General features: G+C 73.9%; 11 protein-coding genes and 2 pseudogenes. 11 read left to right on the top strand and 2 right to left on the bottom strand.

Annotated elements, in window-relative coordinates; translation table 11 throughout:
- The first annotated feature begins 241 nt into the window (after positions 1-241).
- From thiI to ACIBCT_RS27425, 4 genes and pseudogenes are all read left to right on the top strand, one after another.
- Positions 242-1,444, top strand: coding sequence for a tRNA uracil 4-sulfurtransferase ThiI (thiI, locus tag ACIBCT_RS27440; protein ID WP_399193295.1), 1,203 nt, complete (start codon positions 242-244; stop codon positions 1,442-1,444).
- A gap of 134 nt (positions 1,445-1,578) precedes the next feature.
- Positions 1,579-2,196 (top strand): molybdopterin-dependent oxidoreductase, encoded by a 618-nt coding sequence (locus ACIBCT_RS27435; RefSeq protein ID WP_399193293.1) that lies wholly within the window; start codon positions 1,579-1,581, stop codon positions 2,194-2,196.
- 48 nt (positions 2,197-2,244) lie between these two features.
- On the top strand, positions 2,245-3,435 hold the full coding sequence (locus ACIBCT_RS27430) for a sensor histidine kinase (RefSeq protein WP_399193291.1): 1,191 nt from the start codon (positions 2,245-2,247) through the stop codon (positions 3,433-3,435).
- A 66-nt stretch (positions 3,436-3,501) separates the two neighbouring features.
- A pseudogene (locus ACIBCT_RS27425) lies at positions 3,502-4,227 on the top strand (LytR/AlgR family response regulator transcription factor); the annotation flags it as partial.
- Between the two features lie 1,609 nt (positions 4,228-5,836).
- On the opposite strand, the pseudogene ACIBCT_RS27420 reads toward ACIBCT_RS27425, so the two are convergent.
- Both ACIBCT_RS27420 and ACIBCT_RS27415 read right to left on the bottom strand, forming a co-directional pair.
- Positions 5,837-6,670: pseudogene (locus tag ACIBCT_RS27420) on the bottom strand (deoxyribonuclease IV); the annotation flags it as partial.
- Positions 6,671-6,884: 214 nt separating this feature from the next.
- Positions 6,885-8,459, bottom strand: coding sequence for a PucR family transcriptional regulator (locus ACIBCT_RS27415; RefSeq protein WP_399193289.1), 1,575 nt, complete (start codon positions 8,457-8,459; stop codon positions 6,885-6,887).
- 132 nt (positions 8,460-8,591) lie between these two features.
- On the opposite strand from ACIBCT_RS27415, the gene uraD reads away from it, so the two are divergent.
- From uraD to pucD, 7 genes are all read left to right on the top strand, one after another.
- Positions 8,592-9,149 carry a 2-oxo-4-hydroxy-4-carboxy-5-ureidoimidazoline decarboxylase gene (gene uraD, locus ACIBCT_RS27410; RefSeq protein WP_399193287.1) on the top strand — a complete coding sequence of 186 codons (558 nt, stop codon included), beginning with the start codon at positions 8,592-8,594 and terminating at the stop codon, positions 9,147-9,149.
- A gap of 79 nt (positions 9,150-9,228) precedes the next feature.
- Entirely contained in the window at positions 9,229-9,540 is a 312-nt protein-coding gene (gene uraH, locus ACIBCT_RS27405; RefSeq protein WP_344896529.1) for a hydroxyisourate hydrolase, read from the top strand.
- Between the two features lies 1 nt (position 9,541).
- Positions 9,542-10,453, top strand: a complete 912-nt coding sequence (gene pucL, locus ACIBCT_RS27400; RefSeq protein WP_399193284.1) for a factor-independent urate hydroxylase — start codon at positions 9,542-9,544, stop codon at positions 10,451-10,453.
- A gap of 3 nt (positions 10,454-10,456) precedes the next feature.
- Positions 10,457-11,332 carry an FAD binding domain-containing protein gene (locus ACIBCT_RS27395; protein WP_399193283.1) on the top strand — a complete coding sequence of 292 codons (876 nt, stop codon included), beginning with the start codon at positions 10,457-10,459 and terminating at the stop codon, positions 11,330-11,332.
- Positions 11,332-11,847: a (2Fe-2S)-binding protein gene (locus tag ACIBCT_RS27390; protein WP_399193281.1), complete on the top strand. Its 516-nt coding sequence runs from the start codon at positions 11,332-11,334 to the stop codon at positions 11,845-11,847. The genes ACIBCT_RS27395 and ACIBCT_RS27390 overlap by 1 nt, the downstream gene beginning before the upstream one ends.
- Positions 11,844-13,229: an 8-oxoguanine deaminase gene (locus ACIBCT_RS27385; protein WP_399193279.1), complete on the top strand. Its 1,386-nt coding sequence runs from the start codon at positions 11,844-11,846 to the stop codon at positions 13,227-13,229. The genes ACIBCT_RS27390 and ACIBCT_RS27385 overlap by 4 nt, the downstream gene beginning before the upstream one ends.
- The gene (gene pucD / locus ACIBCT_RS27380; RefSeq protein ID WP_399193277.1) at positions 13,226-15,622 is read left to right on the top strand and encodes a xanthine dehydrogenase subunit D; all 2,397 of its coding nucleotides are present in this window, start codon (positions 13,226-13,228) and stop codon (positions 15,620-15,622) included. Before ACIBCT_RS27385 ends, pucD begins: the two co-directional genes overlap by 4 nt.
- Positions 15,623-15,839 lie beyond the last annotated feature (217 nt).

Genomic DNA, 15,839 nt, shown 5'->3' with positions numbered 1-15,839 from the left:
CCGAAAAACGCGGCGTCTCGTGGCCGGGCCCGCCGAGCCTCCCCGGAGGCTCACGGCGGGGTCCGCGTGAGTCCCGGCAGGGTCTCGTCGGAGCCCGGCGGGGTCGCGTGGGTCCCGCCGGGCCCCGCGCCGGCCCGTGAGCCCCCGCACGTCCCGAAGCCCGTGCACTTCCCCGCATCCCCGTCGCCCCCGCACCCCCCGTAACCCCCGTTCCCCTCGAAGCTCCACCGGAGGTCGCACCATGACCATGTCCGCCTTGGGCGAGCCCTGCGTTCTGCTCAAACTGGGCGAGGTCGTCCTCAAGGGCAACAACCGCGAGCTCTTCGAGCGCAGGTTGCAGGCCAACATCAAGGCCGCCCTCAAGGACGTCGGCGTCAAGGTCGACGTGCGGCAGCGCCACGGCGTGATCGCGCTCTTCCTGCCCGACGGCAGCGACGCCGCGGTCGCCGACGCGGTCGCCGAGCGCGTCTCCTACGTCCCCGGGCTGGTCTGGGTCCACCGCGCCTGGCGGGTGGCCAAGGACCCCTCGGCGATCACCAAGGCCGCGATCGAGCTGCTGGCCGACCGCGAGGACGTCAGGCGCGGCGTCTCCTTCGCGGTCCGCTCCCGCCGCCGCGACAAGCGCTTCCCGCTCACCTCGATGCAGCTGGACCGCTCGGTCGGCGGCGAGCTCAACGACATCTACGGCCTGCCCGTCGACCTCAAGAGGCCCGAGCTGGTGGTCTCCATCGAGGTCGACCGCGACGAGGCGTTCGTCTTCACCGGCGGGCAGCCGGGCCAGGGCGGGCTGCCGGTCGGCACCAGCGGCCGGGGCCTGGTCCTGATGTCCGGCGGCATCGACTCCCCGGTGGCCGCCTACCGGATGATGCGCCGCGGCCTGCGCGTGGACTTCCTGCACTTCTCCGGCATCCCCTTCACCACCTCCGAGTCCATCTACAAGGCGTACGCGCTGGTCCGGGCGCTGGACAGGTTCCAGGGCGGGTCCCGGCTGTGGGTCGTGCCCTTCGGCAAGGCCCAGCAGTCCATCAAGGCCTCCGGCCAGGACCGCCTGGCGGTCATCACCCAGCGCCGCCTGATGCTCAAGACCGGCGAGGAGGTCGCCCGGCGGCTGCGCGCCGGGGCCCTGGTCACCGGTGACTCCCTGGGCCAGGTCTCCTCCCAGACCCTGCAGAACATCACCGCCCAGGACGACGCGGTCGACATGCCGATCCTGCGTCCCCTGATCGGCCTGGACAAGACCGAGATCATGGCCGAGGCCCGCCGCATCGGCACCCTGACGATCTCCGAGCTGCCGGACGAGGACTGCTGCACGCTGCTGGCCCCCCGCAAGGCCGAGACGGCCGCGAGGATCGCCGACCTGAAGAAGATCGAGCGGCGGCTCGACGTCGAGGAGCTCGCCACCCGGCTGGCCGGGTCCCTGCAGGAGTACCGGCTCGACGCCTGACGCCCCGCGCCCCGGGCCCGGGGCGGATCGGCGGCTCCCGCGTCCCGGGGGCGTTATCCGGTGGCCGCCGAGCCGGTGGAAAACCCTCGATGGCAGGATTACCCCGTGCCATCGGGGAAACGGCGAGGGGAGTGATGGTGGAGCAGCCCGAACCGCCCGAGGAGCCCCGCCTGCCACCGGGGCAGTACGTCCCCCGGGGTCGGCCGGTGATGCACTACGGCCGGGTGCCCACGTTCCGCCCGGAGACCTGGCGATTGCACGTCATGGGGGCGACCGCCTCGGGGGAGCAGCACGGCTTCAGCTGGCCGGAGTTCTCCGGGCTGCCGCGCACCACGGTCCTGGCCGACTTCCACTGCGTCACCAAGTTCTCGATCATGGGCAACGAGTGGAGCGGGGTCTCCACGGCGACGCTCATGGAGCTCGTCCCGCCCGCACCCGGCGTGCGGCACGTCATGATCTGGGGCGAGTACGGCTACAGCGCCAACGTGCGGCTGGGCGACTTCACCCGCGCCCAGACCATGTTCGCGCTGGAGCTCGACGAGAAGCCCATCTCCCCGGAGCGGGGGTTCCCGGTGCGGATGGTCGTCCCGCACCTGTACGCCTGGAAGAGCGTCAAGTGGGTGCGCGCCGTGGAGTACCTGCTGGAGGACAAACGCGGCTTCTGGGAGGAGCGCGGTTACCACAACATCGCCGACCCCTGGCGTGAGCAGCGGTACTCGTACCAGGAGGAAGCGGGCGAAGGCCCGCCGTGATCGGCGTTCGCCCCTGATCACAGGGGCGGGTTGACTACGGTTTCCCGCATGTCGACCACCGGCTGGGTGCTTCTCTGCGCCTTGAGCGTCCTCATCGGATTCGTCCTCCCGCGCCGGCGGCGGTCCCCGGGCCGGGCGGGCGGGCCGACTGAGGAGGCCACCTTCGTCACCCTGCACATCGCGGCCATGGCGGCCCCCTCGCTGCGGTCCGGCCTCACCCGTGACTCCGCCCGCAAGGCCGTCGGCCACCTGCGCGCGCTGCTGGGCACCGGCGCGGTCGCGGTCACCGGCCCCGAGGGACTGCTCGCCTGGGACGGCGCACCGGCCTGCAGGTACGACCACGCCCGCGAGCACGCCCGGCCCGTCCTGGCCTCGGCGCGCCCGCACCTGGTCTCCCGGGACGCCTCCGGCTGCGACACACCGGGGTGCGCCGCGGCCGGGGACGGGATCGTGGTGCCGCTCACCGTCGACGGGCGGGCGGTCGGGGCGCTGGCCGCGTACGACACCGTGGTGGGGGCGGGGCTGGTGCGGACCGTCACCGAGGTCGCCCGCTGGGCCTCGGGCCAGCTGGAACTGGCCGAGCTGGACTCCTCGCGGCGGCGCGCCATGGAGGTCGAGATGCGTTCGCTGCGCGCCCAGATGTCCCCGCACTTCGTGTACAACGCGCTCACCACCATCGCCTCGTTCGTCCGCACCGACCCTGACCGGGCCAGGGAGCTGCTGGTGGAGTTCGCCGACTTCAACCGGTACGCGCTGCGCCGGGCCCGCGACCTTGCCACCCTCGCCGAGGAGCTGCACTGCGTGGACCGCTACCTGCTCCTGGAACGTGCCAGGTTCGGCGACCGGCTCGGCTTCGCCCTGCGGGTCGCGCCCGAGGTGCTCTCGCTCTCGGTGCCGTTCCTGTGCCTCCAGCCGCTGGTGGAGAACGCCGTCAAGCACGGCGTGGCCGCCACCGGCCGCTCGTGCGAGGTGCGCGTGGTGGTCTCCGACGCCGGGTCCGAGGCGCACATCAGCGTGGAGGACGACGGCCCCGGCATGCCCGCCGAGCAGGTCCGCCTCCTGCTCGGCGGCTCCGCGGCGCCCGGGGAGGACGAGGGGGGCGGGCTGGCGGGCGTCGACGTGCGGCTGCGCCAGCTGTACGGGGAGGACTACGGGCTGGCCGTGCAGAGCGCTCCGGGAGCGGGCACCCGGGTGCGGCTGCGCGTCCCCAAGCCCCCCTCCGGTGATAGCTATTTGTAGTCAAACTATTACCCGAAGTTGCCATGCGGGTTGCGGTGAGTGTGCTGGAAGGGACAGCGTAGGGTCATGTTGCGAGTCCTGGCCGTTGACGACGAGGTCCCCGCCCTTGAGGAGATCGCATATCTTCTCCGCCAGGACCCCCGGATCGAGCATGTCTCCACGGCGGTCGGCGGCGTCACCGCACTCCAGGACATGGTCCAGATGATCGGCACGGGCGAGCGGCTGGACGGGGTCTTCCTCGACATCCGGATGCCCGGCCTCGACGGCCTGGACCTGGCCAGGCTCATCGCGGGCTTCCCGAACCCGCCCCGGCTGGTCTTCGTCACCGCCCACGAGAACTGCGCGGTGCAGGCGTTCGAGCTGGAGGCGGTCGACTACCTCCTCAAGCCGGTCAGGGCCGACCGGCTGGCCGAGGCCGTACGGCGCCTGGAGTACGCGTCCTCCGCGGCCACGGAGCCGGTGCCCGAGGACGTCATCCCGGTGGAGCTGGCCGGGCGGACGAGGTTCGTCCCCCAGCAGGCGGTCTGGTACGCCGAGGCCAAGGGCGACTACGTCCGCCTGCACACCGAGGAGGGCGGCTACCTGGTGCGCATGTCGCTGGCCGCCCTGGAACGGCGCTGGGCCGGCTCGGGGTTCATCCGGGTGCACCGCAGCACGCTGGTCTCGGTACGGCACGTGAGCGAGCTGCGCTTCGACGCCGGCCGGGTGACGCTCCGGGTGGGCACCGAGACGCTCCCGGTCAGCCGCCGCCACACCCGCCAGGTCCGCGAGCGGCTCGTCCGCCAGTTCCGCGACCGGCCGGACGTGCCGGGCATCACCGGTGTCGCCGCCGGGATGCCGGACATGGGCGACACGGCGGGCGAGCCCGGGGGGCCCGCGGTGCCGGGCGCCCCGGGGGCGTCGGGTGTCTCGGGCCCGCCGGGTGTCTCGGGCCCGCCGGGTGTTTCGGGGGCATCGGGTGTGCGAGGCCCGTCGGGTGTTTCGGGCCCGTCGGGTGTGCGGGGCCCGTCGGGTACGCCGGGTGTGCTGGGTGCCCCGGTGGCTTCGAGCGCCCTGGACGTCTCGGATGCTCCGGGCTCCCGGAGGGTCTCCGGTGCTCCGGCTGCTTCCGGTTCTTCGAGCACCTCCGGTTCTTCGAGCACCTCCGGTTCTTCGAGTGCTCCGAGGGCTTCGAGCGCGCCGGGGATGGCCGCCGCGTCGCGCGCGGTCCAGAACAGGCCCGTGCCCTCCGCCGCCCTGCGGTGACCGTCTGAAGGCTCCGCGGCCGCCCGCGGAGCCGTTGACGGCGTTCTCGGGCCGCTCCTGCCCCTCGTAGGAGGTCGTGGCCGTGGTCCGGCGTCGTTCGCAGGACTCCGGCCGCCCGGGCTCGCCCTTCGCCATTTCCTTCGGGTCTTCGTCCCGGGCCGCCCCGGGACCGTCCGGCGTGCCCTTGCGGCGATCGCGTACCGGCCGGTCGAGCGTGCCGTGAGCCGGTCGCACCGCGACGGCGATTCCACGCCCCGGCGGGTCCCCACCGGCCCCATGGGCCCCGGATCGACCGCTCGTCGTCCGCCGTCCGCCGCTCGTCGTGCCGGTGCCCTCCGCACATCGACAACTACACGCCGTTAATCGCGCTGGGCGTCAAGCGCATCTCGTCCGTCCGGACGCGCCTTTAGTGTTCCCTCATCGGAGAGCGAGACCCGCCGCATCAGGGGGGACAGAGCCGCGAGGCTCGCACAAGACCTGATGCGCGGGCACCGGGCGATCGCCGGTAACCGGCGAGGTCCGGTCATCGGCCGCCGGGTCCTTACCGGGGGGAAGGGGCCGCCGATCTCCGATACGACGGGACGCCCGCGCAGGGGACCTGTCCGTGATCCGGCCACACGGGGGCGGCCGGATCACGGGGACGGGCGTCCCGTCCGATTCCACGCTCTTCGCCGGGGACGGGCCCGCCGTCCTGCTCGATGACCTTCGTCCGGGGACGGGCGTCCCGCTCGATCCTGCGGTCTTCGCCGGGGACGGGCCCGCCGTCCGGCCCCGTGGCCTTCACCCGGCCACCGGCATCGCACGCGGTTCCGGGGAGCCGGGTGCGATCTCAGCGGGCCGGCGTCGACGGCTGGGGGATCGACGCCTCGGGGCGGGAGGCCGGGATCTCGACGGCTTCGACCTCGACGTCGTGCACCTCGACGCTGCTCACCTCGGCACCGCGGACCTCGGTGACCTCGGTCTCGCGGACCTCGGCACCGCCGACCTCGGTCTCGCGGATCTCGACGCTGTGGACCTCGGTCTTCCGCACCTTGGTCTTGCGGACCCTGGTCTTCCGTGCCGGGGTCTGGCGGACCTCGGTCTCCTCCACCTCGACGCTGCTGACCTCGACGCTGTCGACCTCGACGGTGACGGTCGTGAGGTCGGGGATCTCGCCCTCACGCAGCTTCTTGAGCACCTCGATGTCCGCGCGGTGCTTCTCGGCCCCTCCCGGGGTCTCGATGCAGAACGGCACCCCCGCGGCCACCGGATGGCGCAGCATGTCCATGAAGGGCAGGACGCCGATGTGACCGGCGCCGAAGTTCGTGTGCCGGTCCCGCGAGGAGCCGCACTCGTCCTTGGAGTCGTTGGCGTGGATCAGCTTGAGCCGCCCGGGGGCGATCGCCTGCAGGGCGTCGAGGGTCTCCTTGACGCCCTCGGACGTCGACAGGTCGTGACCGGCGGAGAAGGAGTGACAGGTGTCGAAGCAGACGCCCGCCTTGGGGTGCCATTCGAGGGCCTCCAGGTAGGGCTCCAGATCCTGGACGGTCCTGCAGAGCATCCCGGCCTGTCCGGCCATCGACTCCAGCAGCAGATCGGGCCCGTCGTCGGGGATCTCCTCCAGGAGCGGCAGGACCCGCTCGTGCAGCTGGCGCATGGCGTCGTCGCGGGACTGGCTCACCGCCGACCCGGTGTGGACGACCAGCCCCTTCGCACCGATCGCGTGGGCGCGCAGCAGGCCGTGCCGCACCGTGGCCAGGGACTTGTCCAGGGTGTCCGGGCTGGGGGACCCCAGGTTGACGAGGTACGGCGCGTGCACGAAGGAGAGCACGCCCGAGTCGCGCAGCTTGGCGTCCTGGGCGGGATCGCCCGCGGCGAGCGCCCAGCCCCGGGGGTTGGTGACGAACACCTGGATCATCTCGGCGCCGATGTCGGCCGCGTACTTCAGCCCGCCCTTGGCGAGGCCGCCGGTGACGGAGACGTGTCCGCCGATGGGGGAGAGAGGAGTCATGGTGAGGCCATTTTAGGCGCTCTCCCCACCGGGGCACCGTTCCCGCGCCGTGCCCGTCCGCGGTCTCCCGTCCGGGGACGACCTCCGGCGGGTCGTCCGGGCCGCCGAGACACGGTCATCGGCGGATCGTCCGGACCCGGGGACACGGTCATCGGCGGATCATCCCGGCCGGGGGGCGCGATCATCGGTCAGTCGTCCGGGCCGGAGGACGCGGTCATCCCAGCCGCAGGGCCAGGAAGAAGTCCACGCGGTCCTCCAGGCCGGACAGGTCGCGGCCGGTCAGCTCCTCGATGCGCTGGATCCGGTAACGCAGCGTGTTGACGTGCACGTGCAGGATCTCGGCGCACCGGGTCCACGAGCCCGAGACCCGCAGGAACGCCTCCAGCGTGCCCACCAGGTCGGCGCGGTGCGCGCGGTCGTAGTCGTGCAGCGGGTCCAGCAGCCGGGCCCGGAACACCCGCCGCACGTCGTCGGGGACGGAGGCGAGCAGCAGCAGGTGGGTGGCCAGCTCGTCGTGGCCCACGACCGCGTCCGGCTGCGGGCGGTCCTCGGCCATCCGCCGGGCGTGCCGGGCCTCCTCGACCGCGCCGAGCAGCCCCTCCACCGGGACGACGCCGCTGACCCCGGCGGTGAGCCCGCCGCTGCCGAGACCGGGCGCGAGGTCCCGTACGGCCTCGCGCACCACGGCGGTGACGTCGGTCCCCGCGGCGCCCTCTCCCGCGCCGCCCGGTCCCGGGGCGGGAAGAAGCGCGATGATCTCGTCCCCGGCGCCCCCGCCGCCCCCGGCCACCCCGACCGCGGGGACGGCGCACATCGGGTGCAGGATCTCCTTGACCACGACGCGGAGCTCGCCCGGCCGCAGGTCTCCGCGCGCGGTCGCCGACACCGCCACGTAGCCGCGCTCGGACAGCAGGCCGGTGGCCCGCAGCCGGGGCAGGAAGTCGTCCGGCCTGCCCCCGGACAGGACGAGCCCGACCAGCTCCTGGGCCGTCCGCCCCTCCGGGGTCAGCCGGTCGTCCAGGCGGGCGCGCTCCAGCGCGACCACCGCGGCCAGCTCCGAGGCCAGCGCCCGCCGTTCCGGCGACCAGTCCTGCCAGGCGCCCTCGAAGGCCAGGAACCAGTCGGCGACCCGGGGCGTCGACTGCTCGTCCACCGCGAGCACGGAGTAGCGCTCCGCGCCGGGAGGGACGTACGGCATCCGCTTGGCCGTCAGGAAACCCCTGGCCAGCGGCCTGGCCGCGCCCTCGGGGAGCGGGTGCGAGCCCGCCACCACCCGCCCGGCCGGGGTCAGCACCCAGCAGGGCATGCCCAGGTCGTGGCCGACCAGGCGGAGCACCGGGCCCAGGCCCGCGCCCGCGGTGACCCCGGCGACGAGCCGCCGGTGCCGGTCGAGGACGGCGCTGATGTCCGAGACCCTGCCCGACGACAGGCGCCGTACGACGTGCTCGGTCAGCTCGGCGAAGGAGAGCGCGGCCGGTACGTGCAGCAGCGGGATCCGGTGCCGCAGGCAGGCCCGCACCAGGTCGGGCGGGAGCTCGTCGCGGTCGGGGTCGCCCGCCCCCAGCGCCGACACCCCGGCCTCGGCCAGGCACCGGACGAACGTCTCGCTGTCGGCCGCGTCCTGGCGCCAGACCAGCCCGGTGAGGACCAGCTCGCCCCCGGCGAGGTAGCGGCCGGGGTCGAGCAGGTCGGTGGTGACGACCCAGCGCAGCACCGGGTCGGGCTCGTCGCGGCCGGACACCAGCGACAGGCCCAGCCCGGTCGTCTCCAGCAGTGCGCTCAGCCGCATGTCGTGAGGGTAACCGAGCCCCGGGCACCGGCAGGTTCGGAGCATGTTACGAAAACTCATGGCGGACCCTTGCCACGGTTCGGACGTCCTGCCGGTGGACCGCGGGCGCTCACGGTGTGTGTACTGGCTGACATGCCCACGGTGAACCCCGCCCCGCCGCCCGACGGGCTCGCCGCGTTCAACGCGCTGGACGCCGGCGAGGCCGAGGCCGAGCTGCTGGCCTGCTGCGCGAGCAGGGCCTTCGCCCGGCGGGTGGCCGCGGCACGCCCCTACCCCGACGCGGACCGGCTGGCCGGCGCGGCAGAGGCCGCCGTACGGGAACTGGACTGGCCGGACGTGCTGGAGGCGCTGGCGGCCCACCCCAGGATCGGGCAGGCGCCCGGCCCCCAGGACACCGGACGGGAGTCGGCCTGGTCCCGCCGGGAACAGTCGGGGGTCGGCGCGGCCGGGCCCGAGCTGCTGGAGGGCCTGGCCGAGGGCAACCGCGCCTACGAGCGGCGGTTCGGCCACGTCTACCTGGTCTGCGCCACCGGCCTGTCGGCCGAGGAGATGCTGGAACGCCTCACGCGGCGGCTCGGCAACGACGAGGAGGCCGAGCAGGACGTGGTCAGGACCGAACTCGCCGCGATCACCCGCCTGAGGCTGGCCAGGCTCCTCGGGACCACCCCGGCTCCGGAGGAGACCCCGTGAACCCGCCTTTGCGGGAGGACCCCGTGACCCCGTCCCATCGGGGAGACCCCGTGAGCGGCCTGTTCTCCGGGGAGGCCGCGTGAGCCTGTCCACGCACGTGCTGGACGCCGCCCTCGGCAGGCCCGCGGCCGGGGTCGCGGTCCGGCTGGAACGGGACGGCGAGGTGCTCGCCGAGGGGGTCACCGACGCCGACGGCCGGATCACCGGGTGGACGTGCGGTGCGGGCGCCCACCGGCTGGTCTTCGACACCGGCGGCTACTTCGCCTCCCGCGCGGTGGACGCCTTCTACCCGCGGGTCTCGATCGACTTCACCGTGGCCGACCCGGGGGAGCACCACCACGTGCCCCTGCTGCTCAGCCCGTTCGCCTACTCGACGTACCGGGGGAGCTAGCGTGCGCGTCGTTCTCGGTCCCAACCGCTACGGCAAGGCCGAGGTCCGCCTGGTCCGCGTCGTCAGGGACGGCGGGGTCCACCACCTCAAGGACCTCACGGTCTCCACGGCCCTGTCCGGCGACATGGAGGCCGTCCACCTCACCGGCGACAACACCGCGGTGCTGCCCACCGACACCCAGAAGAACACCGTGTACGCCTTCGCCAGGAAGCACGGCGTGGCCGAGATCGAGGACTTCGCGATCCTGCTGGCCCGCCACTACGTGGGGTCCCAGCCGGCCGTCCACCACGCCCGGGTGTCGGTCGAGGAGCACTTCTGGGACCGCATCCCGGTGCCGGCCTCGGCCGCGGGCCCGGGGGCGGGCGACCGGCGCCACTCCTTCGTCCGCTCGGGACGGGAGACCCGCACCTGCCTGGTCCACCACGACGCCGACGGCACGACCACGGTCGTCTCCGGGCTCAAGGACCTGGTGGTGCTCAACTCGACCGACTCGGAGTTCTCCGGGTTCGCCGAGGACGAGTACACCACCCTGCGGCCCACCGCGGACCGCGTCCTGGCCACCGAGGTCTCGGCCCGCTGGCGGCACCTGCCCGCCGGGCCGGGAAGGGCGGCGTCGTACGGTGAGTCGTACGACGAGGTGCGCCGCCACCTGGTCGAGGCGTTCGCCGGGACCTACAGCCTGTCGCTGCAGCAGACGCTCTACGCGATGGGCGAGCGGGTGCTGAACGCCCGTGACGAGATCTGCGAGGTGCGCCTGGCCCTGCCGAACAGGCACCACTTCACGGTGGACCTCACCCCGTTCGGGATGGACAACCCCAACGAGGTGTTCCACGCCGCCGACCGTCCCTACGGGCTGATCGAGGGGGCCGTACTGCGCGACGACGCCCCCGAGGCCCGCTTCAGCTGGGAGTGACGCATGGACTTCCTGCGACCCGCCACGTGGGCGGAGGCCCTGGCCGCCAAGGCGGAGCGGCCCGGGCTGGCGCCCGTCCAGGGCGGCACCGACATGATGGTCGAGCTCAACTTCGACACGCGGCGCCCGGAGGGGCTGCTCGACCTGACCGGGGTCGCCGGTCTGGCCGACTGGAGCGAGGAGCCCGACGGCCGGCTCAGGGTCGGGGCGGGCGTGACGTACGCGCGGCTCATCGCCGAGCTGGGCGACCGGCTGCCCGGCCTGGCGCAGGCCTCCCGCACGGTCGGCTCTCCGCAGATCCGCAACCGGGCCACCGTGGGAGGCAACCTCGGCGCGGCCTCGCCCGCCGGGGACTCCCACCCGCCGCTGCTGGCCGCCGGAGCGGTCGTCGAGGTCGAGTCCGCGGCCCGGGGCACCCGGATGATCACGGCCGACGGCTTCTACCTGGGGGTCAAGCGCAGCGCGCTGGAGGCCGACGAGCTGATCCGGGCGTTCTGGATCGTTCCGGCGACCGGCCCGCAGTACTTCTCCAAGGTCGGCACCCGCAACGCGATGGTGATCGCGGTCTGCTCGTTCGCGATCGCGCTGCACCCCGGCGAGCGCCGGGTCGGCACGGGCATCGGCTCGGCCGCCCCGACGCCGCGCCGCGCCGTCGCCGCCGAGGAGTTCCTGGCCGCCGAGCTCGACTGGGAGGCCCGGCTCGACCCCGGGGTGCTCGCGCGCTTCGGCGAGCTGGCCGCCGAGGCCGCCTCGCCGATCGACGACGTGCGCGGCACCGCCTCCTACCGGCGCCACGCCGTCGCGGTGATGGCGCGGCGCACCCTCACCTGGGCGTGGAACGAGCTGCGCTCCGGGCACTTCGAGAGGAGGGCCGGCTGATGCGCGTCACCTTCACCGTCAACGGCCGCAGTGAGACCGCCGACGACGTCTGGGAGGGCGAGAGCCTGCTGTACGTGCTGCGCGAGCGGGTCGGCCTGCCCGGTTCCAAGAACGCCTGCGAGCAGGGCGAGTGCGGCTCGTGCACGGTCTACCTGGACGGCCTGCCGGTCTGCGCGTGCCTGGTCGCGGCCGGGCAGGCCGAGGGCCGGTCGGTCCGCACGGTCGAGGGGCTGGCCGACGGCGACCGGCTCGACCCGGTCCAGGAGGCGTTCGCCGAGTGCGGTGCCGTCCAGTGCGGCTTCTGCACCCCCGGTCTCGTCGTGCAGGCGCACGACCTGATCGAACGGGTGCCGCGGCCGTCCGATGCGGAGATCCGCGAGGCCCTGGCGGGCAACCTGTGCCGCTGCACCGGGTACGAGAAGATCCTCGACGCCGTGCGCGTCGCCGCGGCGCGCAGGGCCGGAGACGATCCCGTGCCGTACGGCGGCACCCCCACGCCCGAGGAGCGCCGATGAGCACCGTCCTGATCGAGAACGTCCACATCGCCCCGGTCGTCGGCCCGGAGATCGCGTCGGGGTACCTCCACGTCGAGGGCGACCGGATCGCGGCCCTCGGCGCGGGGCCCGCCCCGGATGCGGACGGTGCCGTCCGGATCGACGGGACCGGCTGCCTGGCCACGCCGGGCCTGGTCAACACCCACCACCACCTCTACCAGTGGGCCTCCCAGGGGCTCGCCCAGGACGCCACCCTGTTCGAGTGGCTGACCGCGCTCTACCAGGTGTGGGCCGCGATGGACGCCGAGGTGGTCGCGGGCGCGGCCGGCGCGGGGCTGGGGCACCTGGCGCTGTCGGGCTGCACGACCTCCAGCGACCACCACTACATCTTCCCCTCCGGGCGCGGGGACCTGTTCGCCGCCGAGATCGAGGCGGCCCGGCGGGTCGGCGTCCGCTTCCACCCGGCCCGCGGCTCGATGGACCGGGGACGGTCGCAGGGCGGCCTGCCGCCGGACGTGGTGGTCGAGCGGCTGGACGACATCCTGGAGGCGACCGCCGAGGCCGTCGACACCTACCATGACCCGTCCTTCTCCTCCATGCTCCGCGTCGCGGTCGCCCCCTGCTCGCCGTTCTCGGTCAGCGCCGACCTGATGGTCGAGTCCGCCGCGCTGGCCAGGTCCAAGGGGGTACGCCTGCACACCCACCTCGCCGAGACCCTGGACGAGGAGGAGCACTGCCTGGAGCAGGTCGGGCAGCGTCCGGTCGCGTACATGGAGAAGCTCGGCTGGCTCGGCCCGGACGTGTGGTTCGCGCACGCCGTCCACCTCAGCGACGACGACATCGACGTCTTCGCCCAGACCGGTACCGGCTCGGCGCACTGCCCCAGCTCCAACGGCCGCCTCGGCGCCGGGATCGCCCGCGTCTCCGAGATGCTGCGGCGGGGGGCGAACGTCGGCCTGGGGGTGGACGGCAGCGCCTCGGCCGAGCTGACCTCGCTGTCGGGGGAGATGCGCCAGGCCCTGCTGTTCCAGCGGGCCCGGTACGGGCCGACCGCGCTCACCGCCCGCCAGGCTCTGGAGCTCGCCACCCTCGGCGGGGCGAGGAACCTGGGACGGCAGGAGGAGCTCGGCTCCCTGGAGGCGGGGAAACTGGCCGACATCGCGCTGTGGCGGACCGGGGCCTTCGCCTCCGCGGTCGACGACCCGGTCTGCGCCCTGGTCTTCGGCACCCGGCAGCCGGAGCTGGCCCGGCTGCTGGTGGGCGGCAGGACCGTCGTCGAGGACGACGAGCTGCGTACCGTCGCCCAGGACGAGCTGGGCCGCGCCGGAGCCGAGGCGCACCGCCGCCTCGTCCGGCTGGCCGACGAGCGGGGCTTCTCCGCCGACCGGGAGGTCGGGCGATGAACGGGCCCGCACCGGTCCCGGGTACGGGGACGCGCGCCGGAACGGGTACGGGAACGGCCGCGCGGGCCCGCACCGCCCCCGCGCGGGCGCCGCGCGAGATCGCGGCCCCCGGCTCCGGGGGAGTGGGCGACAGCCCGCCGCGGCCCGACGGGACGCTCAAGGTCAGGGGGGAGTTCGCCTACTCCTCCGACCTGTGGATGGACGGCATGCTGTGGGGCGCCACCCTGCGCAGCCCGCACCCGCGCGCCCGGATCGTCGCCGTCGACGTCTCCGAGGCCCTCGCGCACCCCGGGGTGGCGGCCGTCCTCACCCACGAGGACGTGCCCGGCAGCAAGCACTTCGGCCTGGACCACATCCCGGACCAGCCGGTGCTCGCCTTCGACGAGGTGCGCCACCAGGGCGAGCCGGTCGCGCTGGTCGCGGCCGACCACCCGGAGACCGCGCGCAGGGCGCTGGAGATGATCAGGGTCGACTACGAGGTGCTGGAGCCGCTGACCGACGCCCGCAGGGCGGCCTTCGACCCGTCCTGCCCGCCGGTGCAGCCGCGCGGCAACCTCGTCCGCCACCAGCCCGTCAGGGTCGGCGACGTCGACGAGGCCAGGACGCGGGCCGAGGTGGTGGTCTCCGGCGAGTACCGGGTCGGCATCCAGGACCAGGCGTTCCTCGGCCCGGAGTCCGGACTGGCCGTGCCCGCCGAGGACGGCGGCGTCGACCTCTACGTCGCCACCCAGTGGGTGCACAACGACATCAAGCAGATCGCCCCCTGCCTCGGCCTGCCCGAGGCGCGGATCCGGATGACGCTCTCGGGCGTCGGCGGCGCCTTCGGCGGGCGCGAGGACCTGTCGATGCAGATCCACGCCTCCATGCTCGCGCTCCGCACCGGCCGGCCCGTCAAGATGGTCTACAACCGGCAGGAGTCGTTCTTCGGGCACGTCCACCGGCACCCGGCCGAGATGCGCTACGAGTACGGCGCCACCCGCGACGGCAGGCTCCTGTACGCCGACGTGGAGATCCTCCTCGACGGCGGCGCCTACACCTCCTCGACGATGGCCGTGGTCGGCAACGCGGCCTCGCTCGGCGTCGGCCCCTACACGATCCCGAACATCAGGATCGACGCGTACGGGGTCTACACCAACAACCCGCCGTGCGGCGCGATGCGCGGTTTCGGCGCGGTGCAGGCGTGCTTCGCCTACGAGTCGATGATGGACCGGCTGGCCGACGCCTGCGGCCTCGACCCCCTCACGGTACGGCAGGTCAACGCGTTGTCCGAGGGGGGCGTGCTGGCCACCGGGCAGGTGGTCGCCGCCCCGCTGCCCATGGCCGAGATGCTCGAACGGGTCCGCGAGCTGCCGATGCCCGCCCCGCTGGACACGGCCGACCCGCTCGACCCGCTCAGCCTGCCCGGTGGCGCCTCGCAGACCACCCGCGGGGAGGGGGTGCGGCGCGGCGTCGGCTACGGCGTGGGCCTGAAGAACATCTGCTTCTCCGAGGGCTTCGACGACTTCTCCACCGCCCGCGTCCGGCTGGAGGTGATCGGCGGCCGGGCCACCGTGCTGGTGCACACCGCCGCCGCCGAGGTCGGCCAGGGACTGGTCACCGTCCAGGCGCAGATCGCCCGCACCGAACTGGGCGTCGAGCGGGTCGTCATCCAACCGGCCGACAACCGGGTCGGCGACGCGGGCTCCAGCTCGGCCTCCCGCCAGTCGTACATGTCGGGAGGCGCGGTGATGACGGCCTGCCGGGCGGTGCGGGACCGGGTGCTGACCCTGGCCGCGGCACGGCTCGGCACCGCGCCCGGCGGCCTCTGCCTGGCCGGTGGCGAGGTCGTCCCGGCCGGTGGCGGCGCGGGCGTCGCCGTCGAGGACGTGCTGGGCGACGCCGTGATCGAGGAGACCCGCGAGTACCACCACGCGCCCACCGAGCGGATGGACCCGCTCACCGGGCAGGGCGCCTCGCACACCCAGCTCGCGCTCTGCGTGCACCGCGCCGTGGTGGACGTGGACGTGGAGCTGGGCCTGGTCAAGGTGGTGGAGCTGGCGGCCGTGCAGGACGTGGGCAGGATCCTCAACCGCGTCTCGCTGGAGGGGCAGATCCACGGCGGCACCGCGCAGGGGCTGGGGCTGGCGCTGATGGAGGAGATCCAGGTCCGCGACGGGCTGGTGCTCAACCCCTCGTTCACCGACTACCTGATCCCCACGATCCTGGACATGCCGCCGATGCGGCTGGACATCCTGGAGAACCCCGATCCGCGTGCCCCGTACGGGCTGCGCGGTGCCGGGGAGCCGCCCACGCTCTCCTCGACGCCCGCGATCGTGGCGGCCGTCCGCGACGCCACCGGCCTTGCGCTGAACCGGGTGCCGCTCCGCCCCGAGCACGTCGCCGGGCTCGCGTGAACGCTCCGGTGGCCGGGACGACGGCTCGCGTGAGCGTCGTGGCGTGGGGCCGGGACGGCGGCTCGGATGAGCGTCCCGGCAGCCGGGACGGCGGGAAAGGGCCGGGCGTCGGGGCGCGCGGGGACGGATGCCAAGATGGTCCTCCGTCTCATCGGGTCCGGTGTCCGCCTCCCGTCCGCTCGTACCGGCCGGGAACGCGTGCCGTCCCCTTCGCCAG

The sequence above is a fragment of the Streptosporangium sp. NPDC050855 genome, assembly GCF_044456585.1.
In the GTDB taxonomy this organism is placed as follows: domain Bacteria; phylum Actinomycetota; class Actinomycetes; order Streptosporangiales; family Streptosporangiaceae; genus Streptosporangium; species Streptosporangium longisporum.
This window is presented reverse-complemented; position numbering and strand designations above follow the sequence as displayed.